A 14,589-nucleotide genomic window follows, 5' to 3' on the forward strand; every position below is an offset into this window, starting at 1 on the left:
GTCCTAGCCTTCGGCGATGACCATTGCAGTAGCCATGTCGCCGTCGTGGCTGAGCGACAGGTGCCAGGTCTGCACACCCTTGCCCTCCGCCACGGCGGCCACTGTTCCGTCGATCTGCAGCATCGGGGCACCGGAGGGATCCAGCACGACCTGGCAGTGCTGCCAGTTCATGCCGGCCGGTGCGCCCAGGGCCTTGGCGACGGCTTCCTTCGCCGCGAACCGCGCGGCGAGGGAACGCAGGTTCAGCTCACGTTCCGCCGGAGCGAACAGGCGGGCGCGCAGCCCGGGGGTGCGTTCCAGCTGACGGCCGAACCGCGGTACGTCCACTACATCGACGCCGATTCCGATAATCACCGAATCCCGCTCCTTATTCCACTGTGACGGACTTGGCGAGGTTACGCGGCTGGTCCACGTCGAAGCCCTTGGCCGTGGCCAGTTCGCAGGCGAAGATCTGCAGCGGCACCGTGGTGAGCAGCGGGGCCAGCAGGGTCGGGGTTTCCGGCACGTAGAAGATGTGCTCGGCGTAGGCCTTGACGGCGTCGTCGCCCTCTTCTGCGATCACGATCGTCTTGGCGCCGCGGGCACGGATTTCCTGGATGTTGGAGACCACCTTGGCGTGCAGCGAATCCCGGCCGCGCGGTGAGGGGACCACCACGAACACGGGCTGGCCTTCCTCGATCAGCGCGATCGGGCCGTGCTTGAGCTCGCCGGCGGCGAATCCCTCGGCGTGGATGTAGGCGAGTTCCTTCAGCTTCAGGGCGCCTTCCATGGCCACCGGGAAGCCGACGTGGCGGCCGAGGAACAGCACCGATTTGGTGTCCTTCATCAGCTGCGCCAGTTCCCTGATCTGGCCGGAATTGTCCAGCACCTGCTGGATCTTCTCCGGCACCTTCCCCAGATCCGCAAGAATGTCCTTGATCTCGCCCTGGAACTTGTTGCCGCGGATCTGCGCCAGGTACAGGCCAAGCAGGTAGGCGGCAGTGATCTGCGCCAGGAACGCCTTGGTGGAGGCGACGGCGATTTCCGGTCCGGCGTGCGTGTACAGGACGGCATCCGATTCGCGCGGAATGGTGGAACCGTTGGTGTTGCAGATGGCGAGGATCTTCGCGCCCTGCTCCTTGGCGTAGCGGACCGCCATCAGCGTGTCCATGGTTTCTCCGGACTGGGAGATCGCCACGACCAGCGTGTTCGAGTCGACGATCGGATCCCGGTAACGGAACTCGTGGCTGAGCTCCACCTCGACCGGCAGCCGGCACCAGTGCTCGATGGCGTACTTGGCCACCTGTCCCGCGTAGGCGGAGGTCCCGCAGGCCAGCACCATGATCTTGTTGACGTTCTTGAGCTCTTCGGGGCTGACGCGCAGCTCGTCGAGGGTGAGCCGTCCGTCAATGTCGGACCGCCCCAGCAGGGTGTCACCCACTGCCTGCGGCTGGTCGTTGATTTCCTTCTCCATGAAGGAGTCGTAGCCGCCCTTTTCGGCTGCCGCAGCATCCCAGTTCACATAGAACTCGGTGCCGGCGGCTTCTTCGCCGAAGAAGTCGGTGATCAGGACGGAGTCAGGGGTGATGGTGACTACCTGGTCCTGCCCCAGTTCGACGGCGCGGCGGGTGAAGTCGATAAAGCCCGAGACATCCGAGCCCAGGAAGTTCTCGCCGTCGCCCAGCCCGACGACGAGCGGGGAGTTGCGGCGGGCGGCAACCACGGTGCCGGGAGAGTCGGTATGCACGGCCAGCAGCGTGAACGCACCCTCGAGCTGCTGGCAGGCGAGCTGCATGGACTTTGCCAGATCCGCGTCGCCTTCGCCGCGGTAAACGGAGGCCAGCAGCGCTGCGGCCACCTCGGTGTCGGTTTCGGATACAAAGACCGTGCCGGCGTCCAGCAGTTCCGCCTTGAGCTCGGCGAAGTTCTCGATGATGCCGTTGTGGATCACGGCCAGGCGGCCGTTGTCCGCCAGGTGCGGGTGGGCGTTTTCGTCGGTGGGGCCGCCGTGCGTGGCCCACCGGGTGTGCCCGATGCCGGTGGTGGCAGGGGTCAGCGGTGCCGATTCCAGTTCGGCCACCAGGTTGGCCAGCTTGCCCGACTTCTTGCGGTATTCAATGCCGAGCGGGGTAAGGACGGCGATACCGGCTGAGTCATAGCCCCGGTATTCCAGCCGCCGAAGGCCTTCCATCACTACGTCGAGGGCTCCGTGCCCGCCTGCGCCAATACCTGGGACGGCGCCCGGACGGCCTGCATATCCAATAATTCCACACATAGCACTAAGAGTACCGGCCTGCGGACAGGATGCAGAAAGTACGGCATCTCCTGCCGGTTACGGGGCCCTGCAGCAGTTCCAGCCGTTTGGGTTTGCCTGCTGTTCAGGGCAGAATTCCTAAGGTGACCGAACGCCATGTCAAGTCCTCCGCGGCCCAGCCGCCCGAGAGCAGTTTCACTCCCTTCGTCGAACTTGACCGCAAGACCTGGTCACGGCTGTCACACGAGATCCGTTCCCCGCTCAACCAGGATGACATCCTGCGGCTGCGCGGCCTGGGCGAGCAGCTGAACCTCGATGAGATCAGGGAGGTCTACCTTCCGCTCTCGCGGCTGCTGAACCTGTACGTTGCTGCGGCCGGCCGCCTGCACAGTGCCACCACCACGTTCCTGGGCGAGAAGACCACCCGCACCCCGTTCGTGATCGGAGTGGCCGGATCCGTGGCAGTGGGAAAATCCACCACTGCCCGGGTGCTGCGCGAGATGCTGCGCCGCTGGCCGGAGACACCCAATGTCGAACTTATTACCACCGACGGTTTCCTGTACCCCAACGCGGAGCTTGAACGCCGCGGGCTGATGCAGCGCAAGGGCTTCCCAGAATCCTATGACCGGCGCCGGCTGCTGCGCTTTGTCAGCGAGGTCAAGAGCGGCGCCGAGGAGGTCCGGGCGCCGAAGTATTCCCACCTGACGTATGACATTGTCCCGGGCGAGGAAGTGGTGGTCCGCCGTCCTGACGTGCTGATTGTCGAAGGGCTGAACGTCCTTGCCCCGGCGCGGACGCGTGCCGACGGGCGTGCCGGCCTCGCGCTGAGCGATTTCTTCGACTTCTCCATTTACGTGGACGCCCGCACCTCATACATCGAGGAATGGTATGTCCAGCGTTTCCAGTCGCTGCGCACCGGGGCCTTCGCTGACCCGGCATCGTACTTCCACCGGTACGCGGACCTGACGGACGACGAGGCGAGGGCCACGGCCCTGGACATCTGGAAGCGGATCAATGAGCCGAACCTCATCACCAATGTGCTGCCCACGAGGGGCCGCGCCCAGCTGGTGCTGACCAAGGACGCGGACCACTCCGTGCGGCGGATGCTCCTGCGCAAGACCTGAGGCGGGGCCTAGGCGGGACCGTGTCCGGTTAGACCGAGGCGCCTGCACCGGCGTTGAGGGCCAGATTCGCTTCGACGGTTTCGGCGAGACGCCGGGCGGTGTCTGCGGCGGTTTCCATGTCGGCTGCCTCGACCATGACCCGGACCACCGGTTCCGTACCGGACGGGCGCAGCAGCACCCGTCCGGTTTCGCCCAGCGCCATGCCTGCCTGCTCGACCGCGAGCCGCACCGGCTCGTTGGTCTCCACGGCGGATTTGTCGACGCCCTTGACGTTGATCAGTACCTGCGGAAGCTTCTGCATGACTCCGGCAAGCTGCTTCAGGGTCTGCCCGGTCCGCGCCACCCGTGCCGCCAGCTGCAGGCCGGTGAGGACGCCGTCGCCGGTGGTCGCGTACTCGGAGAAGATGACGTGGCCTGACTGTTCCCCGCCGAGGCTGTAGCCGCCGCTGCGCATTCCCTCGAGCACGTAGCGGTCCCCCACTCCGGTTTCAATGACCTGGATGCCGGCGTCGCGCAGGGCGAGCTTCAATCCGAGGTTGCTCATGACCGTGGCCACCAGGGCATTGTCCTTGAGCTTGCCGGCCTCCTTCATGGCCACGGCCATGATCGCCATAATCTGGTCGCCGTCCACCACTGTGCCCTCGTGGTCTACGGCGAGGCAGCGGTCCGCGTCGCCGTCGTGGGCGATGCCCAGGTCGGCACCGTGCGCGACGACCGCGGCCTGCAGCTGCTCAAGGTGCGTGGATCCGTAGCCGTCGTTGATATTGATGCCGTCCGGCTCTGCACCGATGACGATAACCTCGGCGCCGGCGTCGGCGAAGACCTGGGGCGAGCAGCCGCTGGCTGCTCCGTGGGCGCAGTCCAGGACCACTTTCAAGCCCTCGATCCGGTTGGGGAGGGTCTGCAGCAGGTGGACCACGTATCGGTCCTCGGCGTCCGCGAAGCGGTGGATCCGTCCCACGTCGGCTCCGGTGGGGCGCATGCTGGGACGTACCATCTCGGCTTCGATGGCGTCCTCGACGGCGTCATCCAGCTTCTGGCCGCCGCGGGCCAGGAACTTGATGCCGTTGTCGGGGGCGGCATTGTGGGAAGCGGAGATAACGACGCCGAAGTCGGCTCCGAGGTCAGCGACGAGGTAGGCCGCCGCCGGGGTGGGCAGGACACCGGCGTCGTAGACGTCGATGCCGGAACTGGCCAGTCCGGCCTCCATGGCGGCGGAAATAAAGTCGCCGCTGATGCGGGGGTCCCGTGCAACCACGGCCACCGGACGACGGCCCGCTTCCACGCGGCGGTGGCCGAGAACCACCGCCGCGGCCTGGGCGAGCCCGAGGGCAACTTCGGCGGTGATCAGGCCGTTGGCCAGCCCACGGACGCCGTCCGTTCCAAACAATCTAGTCATTACGTATCCTCAAGCAGGTTATAGCCACATCGGGAGCCATTCAGGGCAACTTACTGGCCCATTCTGCCACCGGTTCACCCCTGTCTCCGAAACGTGGAAACCCAAAGTGCAGAGCGGGCGTCAAAATATCCAGAGCAAGTGTGGTCAACCCAATGCCCGGGCCGTTGCCTTAACGCCAAAAGGCAGCCGCCGTAGCGACTGCCTTTTGGTGAACCCCCGTGCTGAATCAGCTCTTGCACTCCACAAGCCCCCAACGGGCGCTTGTGGAGCGAAGCGCCAATTCAGCGCGAGGGACCCTTTGTGCAGTCGCTCCAGCGACTGCACAAAGGGAAGCGCTGAATTAGCGCTTGGAGTACTGAGGTGCCTTGCGGGCCTTCTTAAGACCGGCCTTCTTACGCTCGATGACGCGGGCGTCACGAGTCAGGAAGCCTGCCTTCTTCAGGGCGGGGCGATTGTTCTCGCGGTCGATCTCGTTCAGCGAGCGGGCAACGCCCAGACGCAGCGCGCCGGCCTGGCCGGACGGGCCGCCGCCGTGGATGCGGGCGATGACGTCGTAGGCGCCTTCGAGCTCAAGAAGCTTGAACGGCTCGTTGACTTCCTGCTGGTGCAGCTTGTTCGGGAAGTAATCCTCGAGCTCGCGGTCGTTGACGATCCACTTGCCGGTGCCCGGCACCAGACGCACGCGGGCAATAGCCTGCTTGCGGCGTCCAACGGCAGAGCCGGGGACAGTCAGGGCGGGGCGTTCCTTGACGTCGGCCTGAACCGAGTCAGAGGATTCCGAGGTGTAGCTCGAAAGCTCCTCGGTGTTTTCATTCAGCTCTTCAGTGTTCTGAGCCACGATTCTCCTTGAATTAATTTCTTAGTTGGCGGGCCAGAACTACTGGGCGACCTGGGTGATTTCGAAGGTCTTGGGCTGCTGTGCGGCGTGCGGGTGCTCCGCACCGCGGTAGACCTTCAGCTTGCTGATCTGGTCAGCAGCCAGGGAGTTCTTGGGCAGCATGCCGCGGATGGCCTTCTCAACTGCACGTACCGGGTTCTTTTCCAGCAGTTCGGCGTAGTTGACGGAGGACAGACCGCCCGGGTAACCCGAGTGGCGGTAGGCACGCTTCTGTTCGAGCTTGGCGCCGGTCAGGGCAACCTTCTCAGCGTTGATGATGATGACGAAATCGCCCATGTCCATGTGGGGAGCAAAGGTCGGCTTGTGCTTTCCGCGCAGCAGTGTTGCGGTCTGGCTGGCAAGACGGCCTAGGACAACGTCGGTGGCGTCAATGACGTGCCACTGGCGGTTGATGTCGCCGGGCTTCGGGGTGTACGTACGCACGGTGTTTGCCTTCGTTTCTTCTTCTTAGGTGGCGCGCCGCCCATGGATGCCATGGACAGTGCAGCTTCTCTATGCGTTACCGGATGGTCAGGTGAGGACTGAATTAACCAGTGGTCCTGATATCTCGGCTATTTCCCCGGGGCCAGGTGGCTCTGCAACTGAGCCGCTCCCGTGGGCATAGGCCTATCGAGGTAGGACACGCACAACGACTATAAACAATAGCCTGCTTACGTAGTCTGGTCAAAAGCTGCCGAGGCGCCGGGATATGGGATTTGCCCCCATTTTACGACCCCGGCCTGCGGATGCGCTATTTGCGGTGTGCGCGGGTGAGTTCCGCCCGGCCCGCCAGCTCCGCTGGCGCCGGGTAGCAGACTTCTTCCAGCACCAGCGGGTGGGGTGGGGCCAGCAGCGATTTCGAGTCCCGGATCCTGGCAGCGAGGCGGTCGGCCAGCCACTGGGGACGCCGCTCCCCCAATCCGACCAGCAGCGAACCGCCCACCAGCGAACGGACCATATTGTGGCAGAACGCGTCGGCCTGGATGTGTGTGGTGATCACGCCGTCGGCACCGCGCCGGAAGTGAAACTCCTGCAGTTCGCGGATGGTGGTGGAACCGTTGCGGGGCTTGCAGTAGGAGAGAAAATCCTGGACGCCCAGCACCCCGGCCGCTGCTTCGTTCATGAGCGCGGTATCCAGGGGCGCCTTGAACCACAGAGTGGTGTGCCGGGACAGCGGGTCCCGGGTCTCGGGCAGGTCGCAGATGCGGTAGCTGTAGCGCCGCCAGAGGGCCGAGAAGCGGGCGTCGAAGCCTGCGGGGGCCGGCACCGCTGACAACACCTCAACAGCGCCGCCCAAGGCGTCTATGGCACGCCGCTGGAGGCCGGCCTCCCGGGCCGCCATGGTCAGCTCCTTGTTGATCACCCCGTGCAGCCTGCGCCGCAGCGAGACGCCCGGGTCCAGGTCCCGGCCCCGGGCCAGTTCGTGCCATTCCGCGGCGGTGAGGTCGAAATGGACCACCTGCCCGCGGGCGTGGACGCCGGCGTCGGTCCGCCCCGCTACGGTGATGCGGACCGGCCTGCGCAGCAGGACAGCCAGTGCGTCCTCCACGAGGCCCTGGACGGTCCGCAGGCCGGGCTGGGCCGCCCATCCGGAGAAGGAAGCCCCGTCATACGCAAGGTCCATCCGGACGCGGAAAGGCCCGCCATCCATTTCGGGGACGGCGGGCCTTTCAGTAGTCATAGCACCCATATTAAGGGCACCGGGACGTCAGCGAAGAATTACTTCTTCTCTTCGGTCTCTACGACTGCTTCGGGTGCCTCTTCAGCGGAGTCGGCAGACTCAGCGGAATCAGCAGATTCGGCGGATTCGGCGGAGTCGGCAGACTCAGCGGACTCGACCGGAGCCGGAGCAGCAGCGGCAGCTGCGGTGCTGGCTTCAGCCACTACCGACTGCTTGGCAGAAAGCGGTTCCAGGACCAGCTCGATGACAGCCATGGGAGCGTTGTCGCCCTTGCGGTTGCCGATCTTGGTGATACGGGTGTAGCCGCCGTCGCGCTTCTCGACTGCCGGAGCAATGTCGGTGAAGAGCTCGTGGACGATGCCCTTGTCGGAGATCAGGGCCAGAACGCGGCGGCGTGAGGACAGGTCCCCGCGCTTTGCGAACGTGATCAGGCGCTCTGCGTAGGGACGCAGACGCTTGGCCTTGGTCACCGTGGTGGTGATCTGCTTGTGCTCGAACAGCTGCGCGGCAAGGTTGGCCAGCATCAGGCGCTGGTGTGCCGGGCTGCCTCCGAGGCGCTTACCCTTGGTGGGTGTAGGCATTACTTTTTCTCCTCAAACGGTGCCGCGCGGTGCTCAAAGGCCCGAACGGCAAGAATTTGCTTCAGTTAGAGCTCGTCGTCCGAGTATTCGGACTCGTCCTCTTCAATAGCTGCGGCACGGGCGGCCAGGTCGAACCCGGGAGGGGAATCCTTCAGGGACAGACCCAGTTCAACCAGCTTTGCCTTCACCTCGTCGATGGACTTCGCGCCGAAGTTGCGGATGTCCATCAGGTCAGCCTCGGAGCGGGCTACGAGTTCACCCACGGTGTGGATGCCTTCGCGCTTGAGGCAGTTGTACGAACGCACGGTCAGCTCGAGGTCTTCGATCGGCAGGGCCATGTCGGCTGCCAGTGCGGCATCCGTGGGGCTCGGACCGATTTCGATACCTTCAGCGGCGGTGTTGAGTTCACGTGCCAGGCCGAACAGTTCAACCAGGGTGGTACCGGCAGAGGCGACGGCGTCGCGCGGTGCAATGGCATCCTTGGTCTCAACGTCAACGATCAGACGATCGAAGTCGGTGCGCTGCTCAACGCGGGTGGCCTCCACGCGGAAGGTCACCTTCAGGACCGGCGAGTAGATGGAGTCAACCGGGATGCGGCCGATCTCCTGGTCACCGGACTTGTTCTGGCTGGCCGACACGTAGCCGCGGCCGCGCTCGATGGTCAGTTCGAGTTCGAACTTGCCCTTCGAGTTCAGCGTGGCGATGTGCAGGTCGGGGTTGTGGAACTCCACGCCGGCCGGCGGAGCGATGTCCGCAGCCGTAACCACGCCGGGGCCCTGCTTGCGCAGGTATGCCACAACGGGCTCGTCGTGCTCGGAGGAAACCGAGAGGTTCTTGACGTTCAGGATGATCTCAGTGACATCTTCCTTGACGCCGGGAACCGTCGTGAACTCGTGCAGCACGCCCTCGATGCGGATGCTGGTTACAGCGGCACCGGGAATGGAGGACAGCAGGGTACGACGGAGGGAGTTACCAAGGGTGTAACCAAAACCGGGCTCCAGGGGTTCAATGATGAACCGTGAGCGGTTGTCGGCTACGACTTCTTCAGTGAGGGTGGGGCGCTGTGCAATGAGCACTTGCATTTCCTTTCAGCGAGCATCCGCTATATGACGCAACACAAATGGTGGAAACGACGACGACGGGTCTTCCGCGGGCGTCTTGGACGGCTTACAGCCAGCCCGGGACCGGCGCCCGCCGGCGGGCAGGCCACTTAGAGAAAGTGGACTGCCCGCCGGGGGAACCGGAACCGCAGTGCTGCTTATACGCGGCGGCGCTTCGGGGGACGGCAACCGTTGTGTGCGCTCGGCGTGACGTCCTGAATGGAGCCAACCTCCAGGCCGGTGGCCTGGAGCGAACGGATTGCGGTCTCGCGACCGGAGCCCGGACCCTTCACGAAGACGTCGACCTTGCGGACGCCGTGCTCCTGTGCGCGCTTTGCGGCAGCTTCAGCAGCCATCTGAGCAGCGAACGGGGTGGACTTACGGGAGCCCTTGAAGCCAACCTCACCGGCGGAAGCCCATGAGATAACAGCACCGGACGGGTCCGTGATGGACACGATGGTGTTGTTAAAGGTGCTCTTGATATGCGCCTGGCCGAGCGCGATATTCTTCTTATCCTTGCGACGCGGCTTGCGGACCGCTCCACGAGTCTTGGGGGGCATTACTTCTCCTACAAAGAGTTTGGTTTAGGTGGCCCGGATTCGGGCCCTGGCCGGAAGACCGCTTATTTAGCGGCCGGCCTTCTTCTTACCGGCAACGGTGCGCTTCGGGCCCTTGCGGGTACGAGCGTTGGTCTTCGTGCGCTGACCGTGGACGGGCATGCCGCGGCGGTGCCGGATGCCCTGGTAGCTGCCGATCTCGACCTTGCGGCGGATGTCGGCGGCCACCTCACGGCGGAGGTCACCCTCAACCTTGAAGTTGCCCTCGATGTAGTCACGCAGCTGAACGAGTTCAGCGTCGGTGAGGTCCTTGACGCGAGTGTCCGGGCTGATGCCGGTCTCTACAAGGGTCTGCTCTGCACGGGTCTTGCCCACGCCGTAGATGTAGGTAAGCGCAATCACTACCCGCTTTTCGCGGGGAATGTCAACGCCAGCGAGACGTGCCATATCGGCGGTTCTCCTTTGGTTATTACCGGAGGTCTGAAGCAGTGCGTCCCTGTTGCCAGGTCCCCGGCCTCCGTACCGGGGGTATGCGTCACGCGTATAGACGCTGCACTGCCATATTCAATTAACTACGCGTGGGCTGAATCCCTGTAAACAGGGGCCCTCTTACCGGTGCCCTTTCGGACCTCGGAGCCAGAGAGGCTGATTAGCCCTGGCGCTGCTTGTGGCGCGGGTTCTCGCAGATCACCATGACTCGACCGTTACGGCGAATCACCTTGCACTTATCGCAGATCTGCTTGACGCTCGGCTGGACCTTCATGGTTTTCCTTTGCGTGGTTGCAGGGTTGAGCTTGAACGGTCAGCGGACCGGCGTACCGGGACGCTGTCCGTCTTGGCAGCGGTTTATTTGTAGCGGTAGACGATGCGACCCCGGGTGAGGTCGTACGGGCTAAGTTCCACCACAACGCGGTCTCCTGGGAGGATGCGAATGTAGTGTTGACGCATCTTTCCCGAGATGTGTGCGAGCACAATGTGGCCGTTGGCCAGCTCAACGCGGAACATCGCGTTGGGCAGGGCTTCGTTGACCGAGCCCTCGATCTCAATGACGCCGTCTTTCTTGGCCATATCCTCCGCTAACGTCTGTGCCACCGGCTTTGACGCCGGCAACGGTTTTTCGAATGTGGCCGCTCCGTCCGGTTCCGGCAACCGCATCGGCACACAAGGCATCGAAAGCGGTCAATCCGGGCACGAATGTAGAGACAACCAACAGATAACTCTACGGGAAGACCCCCCATAAGTTAAATCGCTCCAGCTGTCCAGTTCGCGTTCCGGGTGTTTCCCCACGCCGCGAGTGCACCGGGACGGTTGGTGATGATCCCGTCGGCCCCCGCCTCAGGGGCTTCGATCCACTGCACCGGGCGGTCCAGCGTCCACGGAAACACGGCCAGCCCGTCAGCGCGCAGCCGATGGAGCAGATCCGGGCGCTGCGGCAGGAAGCGCCCGCCGGGATTGCACGCGGCAGCCTCCACCCGGAACAGGAACCGCTGCAGCGCCGCCTCCCCGTGCCTGCCGGCCGACGGGCTGCCGACCAGCAGGCCCCGGCGAAAACCCGGGGCGGCAAGCGCAAGGGCCGCCACGGTCCGCGGCGAAAAGGCCTGTCCCCGAGTCTCGGAACCGGCACACCCCTGCGGCTTTCGGAGAACCGGGCGCCGGCGTCCGCTCCGGCAAGCCGCGCGGACGGAGTGCGGTCCACCCTCCCGCGCGGACGGAGTGCGGTCCACCCGCCCGCGCAGGTTCGTGGTCCGGCGGAGATCCGCACCATGCAGGAGCACCGCCGTTCCGTCGGCCGTGAGGCGGATGTCCGTTTCAATCAGGGCAGCTCCGGCTGCTGCCGCGGCGGCGAACGCCGGAAGGGTGTTTTCCAATGCCGCGGTGCTGTGCCCTCTGTGGGCGATCACGGCCGGCAGGCGGCTTCCCCTCGGGAAAGGGACGGTCGGGGCTGTTTCCCGGCGCGTTGAGGCCATGACTTCGGAAACCGGGGAAAGGTCACTCTTCACCGGCACCCCGCCGAGTGTTCCCGCGGCGTGGTGTGCCGTTTACCCTGACTGGTCCGAAGGAGAACAAAAACAGCAGGTCCCGTTCCGGAAGGAACGGGACCTGCTGTTTCGAGTCGGGAAGCCTAGGGAATCGGCACCGGGGTGACGCCCAGCGGCTCCAGCCGCGAGGCACCGCCGTCGGGCGCCGTGAGCACCCAGATCCCCTTTTCATGGATCGCCACGGAGTGTTCCCACTGGCTCGACCGGCTGCCGTCCTCGGTGACAACCGTCCAGTCGTCGTCGAGGGTGCGGGTGAGGATCTTGCCCCGTACCAGCATCGGTTCGATGGCCAGGCACAGGCCGGGCCGCAGCTTGGGGCCGCGGTGTCCCGTGCGGTAGTTCAGCACGTCCGGAGCCTGATGCATTTCGGTCCCGATGCCGTGGCCGACATAGTCTTCGAGGATCCCCAGCTTCCTGCCCGGGACGCTGCTGACGTAGTCGTCCACGGCGTCGCCGATATCCCCCACGAACTTGCCCTTTGCAGCGGCGGCAATGCCGTGCCACATGGCGTTCTCGGTGACGTCGGACAGCCGCTGGTCCTCGGGATCCGGGGTACCCACAATCACGGTACGCGCGGAATCCGAATGCCATCCGTTGACGACGGCGCCGCCGTCAATGGAAATGATGTCGCCGTCCTGCAGCACCCGGTTTCCCGGGATGCCGTGGACCACTTCCTCGTTCACGGAGGTGCAGACCGTGGCCGGGTAGCCGTGGTAGCCCAGGAAATTGGAGGTTGCTCCTGCTTCCTTGAGCACCCGTGCAAATACTGCGTCGATCTCGCGTGTGCTGACGCCGACGTCGGCGGCCTTCACGGCCGCGTCGAGGGCGGAGATCAATACAAGGCCGGCTTCACGCATAATGCGCATCTGCTCGTTGGTTTTGTATTCGATTCGAGGCTGGCCGAACATGTGTCTTCTAACTTCCTAGCGGGATAACTTTTAGCGCCGGTGCTTCTTTAGCGCAGGTCCTTCAGTGCTTCCATAACGCGCTCGGTGACATCGTCGATGGCGCCAAGGCCGTCCACGCGGGTCACGATGCCGCGGTCCTCGTAACGGGCGACGACGTCGCCCGTCTGCTGCTTGTAGAGGCCCAGGCGGTGCCGGATGACGTCTTCGGTGTCATCGCTGCGGCCTTCGAGTTCTGCACGGCGCAGCAGGCGGGCAACGAGTTCGTCGTCGTCGGCCGTCAGCAGGAGCACGGCGTCGAGCTTCTGGCCGTTGCCGGCGAGGATATCATCCAGTTCCTCCACCTGCGCCACGGTGCGCGGGTAGCCGTCGAGCAGGAAGCCCGATTCGACGTCGTCCTCGGTGAGCCGAGTGCGGACCATGTCGTTGGTGACGGAATCCGGAACGAAGTTGCCGGCGTCGATGTACTTCTTGGCTTCCACGCCGAGCGGAGTCTGCTCCTTGACGTTGAAGCGGAAAATGTCTCCGGTCGATATTGCCGTGACACCGAGGCGGTCCGAGATCCGTGCCGCCTGAGTTCCTTTACCGGCGCCGGGAGGCCCGATAATGAGCATTCTTGTCATCGCAATAACCCTTCGTAGTGACGTTGCTGGAGCTGCGCGTCAATTTGCTTAACCGTTTCCAGTCCCACACCAACCATGATGAGGATTGACGTTCCGCCGAACGGGAAGTTCTGGTTAGCTCCAACCAACACCAGAGCAATCAGCGGGATCAGGGCGACAAAGCCCAGGTAAAGGGCGCCGGGCAGCGTGATCCGGGAGAGCACGTACTGCAGGTATTCGGCGGTGGGGCGGCCGGCCCGGATGCCGGGGATGAAGCCGCCGTATTTCTTCATGTTCTCCGAGACCTCGTCCGGGTTGAACGTGATGGAGACGTAGAAGTAGGTGAAGAAGACGATCAGCAGGAAGTACACCAGCATGTAGAGCGGGTGGTCGCCGCTGACGAGGTAGTTGTTGATCCATACCACCCATCCCGGCGGCGTGCCCTGGCTGGGCGTATTGAACTGCGCCAGGAGGCTGGGCAGGTAAAGCATGGAGGACGCGAAGATCACGGGGATCACGCCGGCCATGTTCACCTTGATCGGGATGTAGGTGTTGGTTCCGCCGACTGTGCGGCGTCCGACCATCCGCTTGGCGTACTGCACCGGGATGCGGCGCTGGGACTGTTCCACGAAGATGACCAGGGCAACCGTCAGGACGCCGACGGCGATGACGGCCAGGAAGATGGTCCACCCCTGAGCGCTGAGGATGGCGCCGAGGGCGCTGGGGAAGGAGGCTGCGATCGAGGTGAAGATGAGCAGCGACATACCGTTGCCCACACCCTTTTCGGTCACAAGCTCGCCCATCCACATGATGACGCCGGTGCCGGCGGTCAGCGTAACGATAAGCAGCAGGACCGTCACCAGGTTGTCATCCGGGATGATCGGCAGGGCGCACTGGTTGTTGAAGAGTGCACCGGAGCGGGCCAGCGAGACGACGGTGGTCGCATTGAGCAGGCCCAGCGCGATGGTGAGGTAGCGCGTGTACTGGGTCAGCTTCGACTGGCCCTGCTGGCCTTCGTCGTAGAGAGCCTGGAAGTGCGGGATCACGACGCGCAGCAGCTGAACAATGATGCTGGCGGTGATGTACGGCATGATGCCGAGGGCAAAGATGGAGACCTGCAGCAGCGCACCGCCGCTGAAAAGATTGACGAACTGGTAAATGCCGCCCGAGGTGGCACCCAGATTCAAGCACTGCTGCACATTGCCGTAGTCAACACCCGGGGCCGGGATAAAAGCACCCATGCGGAAGATAGTGATGATTCCCAGCGTAAACAACAGCTTGCGTCGCAGATCTGGTGTCCGGAAAGCCCGGCCAATAGCGCTAAGCAAGCGTCCTCCTGAAGTTTGGGAAGTCCAATGCGGACTTGTGACAGAAACAGAGTCTAGCCGCTCGCGGCCCGTACTGCGTTAACGCCGTACGGGACGCGGTAGTTGCCTTAAACGGAACTGAACTCCCGGCGGACCGGATGGGCCCGCCGGGAGTTCAGTGGTG

The 14,589-nt window shown here is 64.1% G+C and carries 17 protein-coding genes; 1 reads left to right on the top strand and 16 read right to left on the bottom strand.

Going from position 1 to position 14,589, the window contains the following annotated elements:
- Positions 1–3 precede the first annotated feature (3 nt).
- Together NNX37_RS01755 and glmS are read right to left on the bottom strand one after the other, a co-directional pair.
- On the bottom strand, positions 4–354 hold the full coding sequence (locus NNX37_RS01755; RefSeq protein ID WP_255790466.1) for a holo-ACP synthase: 351 nt from the start codon (positions 352–354) through the stop codon (positions 4–6).
- A 13-nt stretch (positions 355–367) separates the two neighbouring features.
- Positions 368–2,254 carry a glutamine--fructose-6-phosphate transaminase (isomerizing) gene (gene glmS, locus NNX37_RS01760; RefSeq protein ID WP_255790467.1) on the bottom strand — a complete coding sequence of 629 codons (1,887 nt, stop codon included), beginning with the start codon at positions 2,252–2,254 and terminating at the stop codon, positions 368–370.
- Between the two features lie 122 nt (positions 2,255–2,376).
- On the opposite strand from glmS, the gene coaA reads away from it, so the two are divergent.
- Positions 2,377–3,357, top strand: a complete 981-nt coding sequence (gene coaA / locus NNX37_RS01765; RefSeq protein WP_255790471.1) for a type I pantothenate kinase — start codon at positions 2,377–2,379, stop codon at positions 3,355–3,357.
- Positions 3,358–3,385: 28 nt separating this feature from the next.
- On the opposite strand, the gene glmM is transcribed toward coaA, so the two are convergent.
- From glmM to secY, 14 genes are all read right to left on the bottom strand, one after another.
- Positions 3,386–4,756, bottom strand: coding sequence for a phosphoglucosamine mutase (gene glmM, locus NNX37_RS01770; protein ID WP_255790474.1), 1,371 nt, complete (start codon positions 4,754–4,756; stop codon positions 3,386–3,388).
- Between the two features lie 340 nt (positions 4,757–5,096).
- Positions 5,097–5,594 carry a 30S ribosomal protein S9 gene (gene rpsI, locus NNX37_RS01775; RefSeq protein WP_255790477.1) on the bottom strand — a complete coding sequence of 166 codons (498 nt, stop codon included), beginning with the start codon at positions 5,592–5,594 and terminating at the stop codon, positions 5,097–5,099.
- A 39-nt stretch (positions 5,595–5,633) separates the two neighbouring features.
- On the bottom strand, positions 5,634–6,077 hold the full coding sequence (gene rplM / locus NNX37_RS01780) for a 50S ribosomal protein L13 (RefSeq protein ID WP_146361130.1): 444 nt from the start codon (positions 6,075–6,077) through the stop codon (positions 5,634–5,636).
- 307 nt (positions 6,078–6,384) lie between these two features.
- On the bottom strand, positions 6,385–7,314 hold the full coding sequence (locus tag NNX37_RS01785; protein ID WP_255790479.1) for a tRNA pseudouridine synthase A: 930 nt from the start codon (positions 7,312–7,314) through the stop codon (positions 6,385–6,387).
- A gap of 38 nt (positions 7,315–7,352) precedes the next feature.
- Entirely contained in the window at positions 7,353–7,895 is a 543-nt protein-coding gene (gene rplQ / locus NNX37_RS01790) for a 50S ribosomal protein L17 (RefSeq protein ID WP_255790480.1), read from the bottom strand.
- Between the two features lie 65 nt (positions 7,896–7,960).
- Positions 7,961–8,971, bottom strand: coding sequence for a DNA-directed RNA polymerase subunit alpha (locus NNX37_RS01795; RefSeq protein WP_146361126.1), 1,011 nt, complete (start codon positions 8,969–8,971; stop codon positions 7,961–7,963).
- A 182-nt stretch (positions 8,972–9,153) separates the two neighbouring features.
- Positions 9,154–9,555 carry a 30S ribosomal protein S11 gene (gene rpsK / locus NNX37_RS01800; RefSeq protein WP_049829160.1) on the bottom strand — a complete coding sequence of 134 codons (402 nt, stop codon included), beginning with the start codon at positions 9,553–9,555 and terminating at the stop codon, positions 9,154–9,156.
- 66 nt (positions 9,556–9,621) lie between these two features.
- Positions 9,622–9,999, bottom strand: coding sequence for a 30S ribosomal protein S13 (rpsM, locus tag NNX37_RS01805; RefSeq protein WP_230021123.1), 378 nt, complete (start codon positions 9,997–9,999; stop codon positions 9,622–9,624).
- A 202-nt stretch (positions 10,000–10,201) separates the two neighbouring features.
- Positions 10,202–10,315 (bottom strand): 50S ribosomal protein L36, encoded by a 114-nt coding sequence (gene rpmJ / locus NNX37_RS01810; protein WP_012397712.1) that lies wholly within the window; start codon positions 10,313–10,315, stop codon positions 10,202–10,204.
- Positions 10,316–10,398: 83 nt separating this feature from the next.
- The gene (gene infA / locus NNX37_RS01815; protein ID WP_055239372.1) at positions 10,399–10,620 is read right to left on the bottom strand and encodes a translation initiation factor IF-1; all 222 of its coding nucleotides are present in this window, start codon (positions 10,618–10,620) and stop codon (positions 10,399–10,401) included.
- Positions 10,621–10,793: 173 nt separating this feature from the next.
- Positions 10,794–11,453 carry a glycerophosphodiester phosphodiesterase gene (locus NNX37_RS01820; protein WP_255790483.1) on the bottom strand — a complete coding sequence of 220 codons (660 nt, stop codon included), beginning with the start codon at positions 11,451–11,453 and terminating at the stop codon, positions 10,794–10,796.
- Positions 11,454–11,674: 221 nt separating this feature from the next.
- Positions 11,675–12,499 carry a type I methionyl aminopeptidase gene (gene map, locus NNX37_RS01825; RefSeq protein WP_255790485.1) on the bottom strand — a complete coding sequence of 275 codons (825 nt, stop codon included), beginning with the start codon at positions 12,497–12,499 and terminating at the stop codon, positions 11,675–11,677.
- Positions 12,500–12,546: 47 nt separating this feature from the next.
- Complete coding sequence (locus NNX37_RS01830; RefSeq protein WP_255790487.1) at positions 12,547–13,119, bottom strand: adenylate kinase; 573 nt, start codon at positions 13,117–13,119, stop codon at positions 12,547–12,549.
- Positions 13,116–14,426: a preprotein translocase subunit SecY gene (secY, locus tag NNX37_RS01835; protein WP_255790489.1), complete on the bottom strand. Its 1,311-nt coding sequence runs from the start codon at positions 14,424–14,426 to the stop codon at positions 13,116–13,118. The genes NNX37_RS01830 and secY overlap by 4 nt, the downstream gene beginning before the upstream one ends.
- Positions 14,427–14,589: the final 163 nt, after the last annotated feature.

The sequence above is a fragment of the Arthrobacter zhaoxinii genome, from assembly GCF_024385505.1.
Taxonomy (GTDB): domain Bacteria; phylum Actinomycetota; class Actinomycetes; order Actinomycetales; family Micrococcaceae; genus Arthrobacter_B; species Arthrobacter_B zhaoxinii.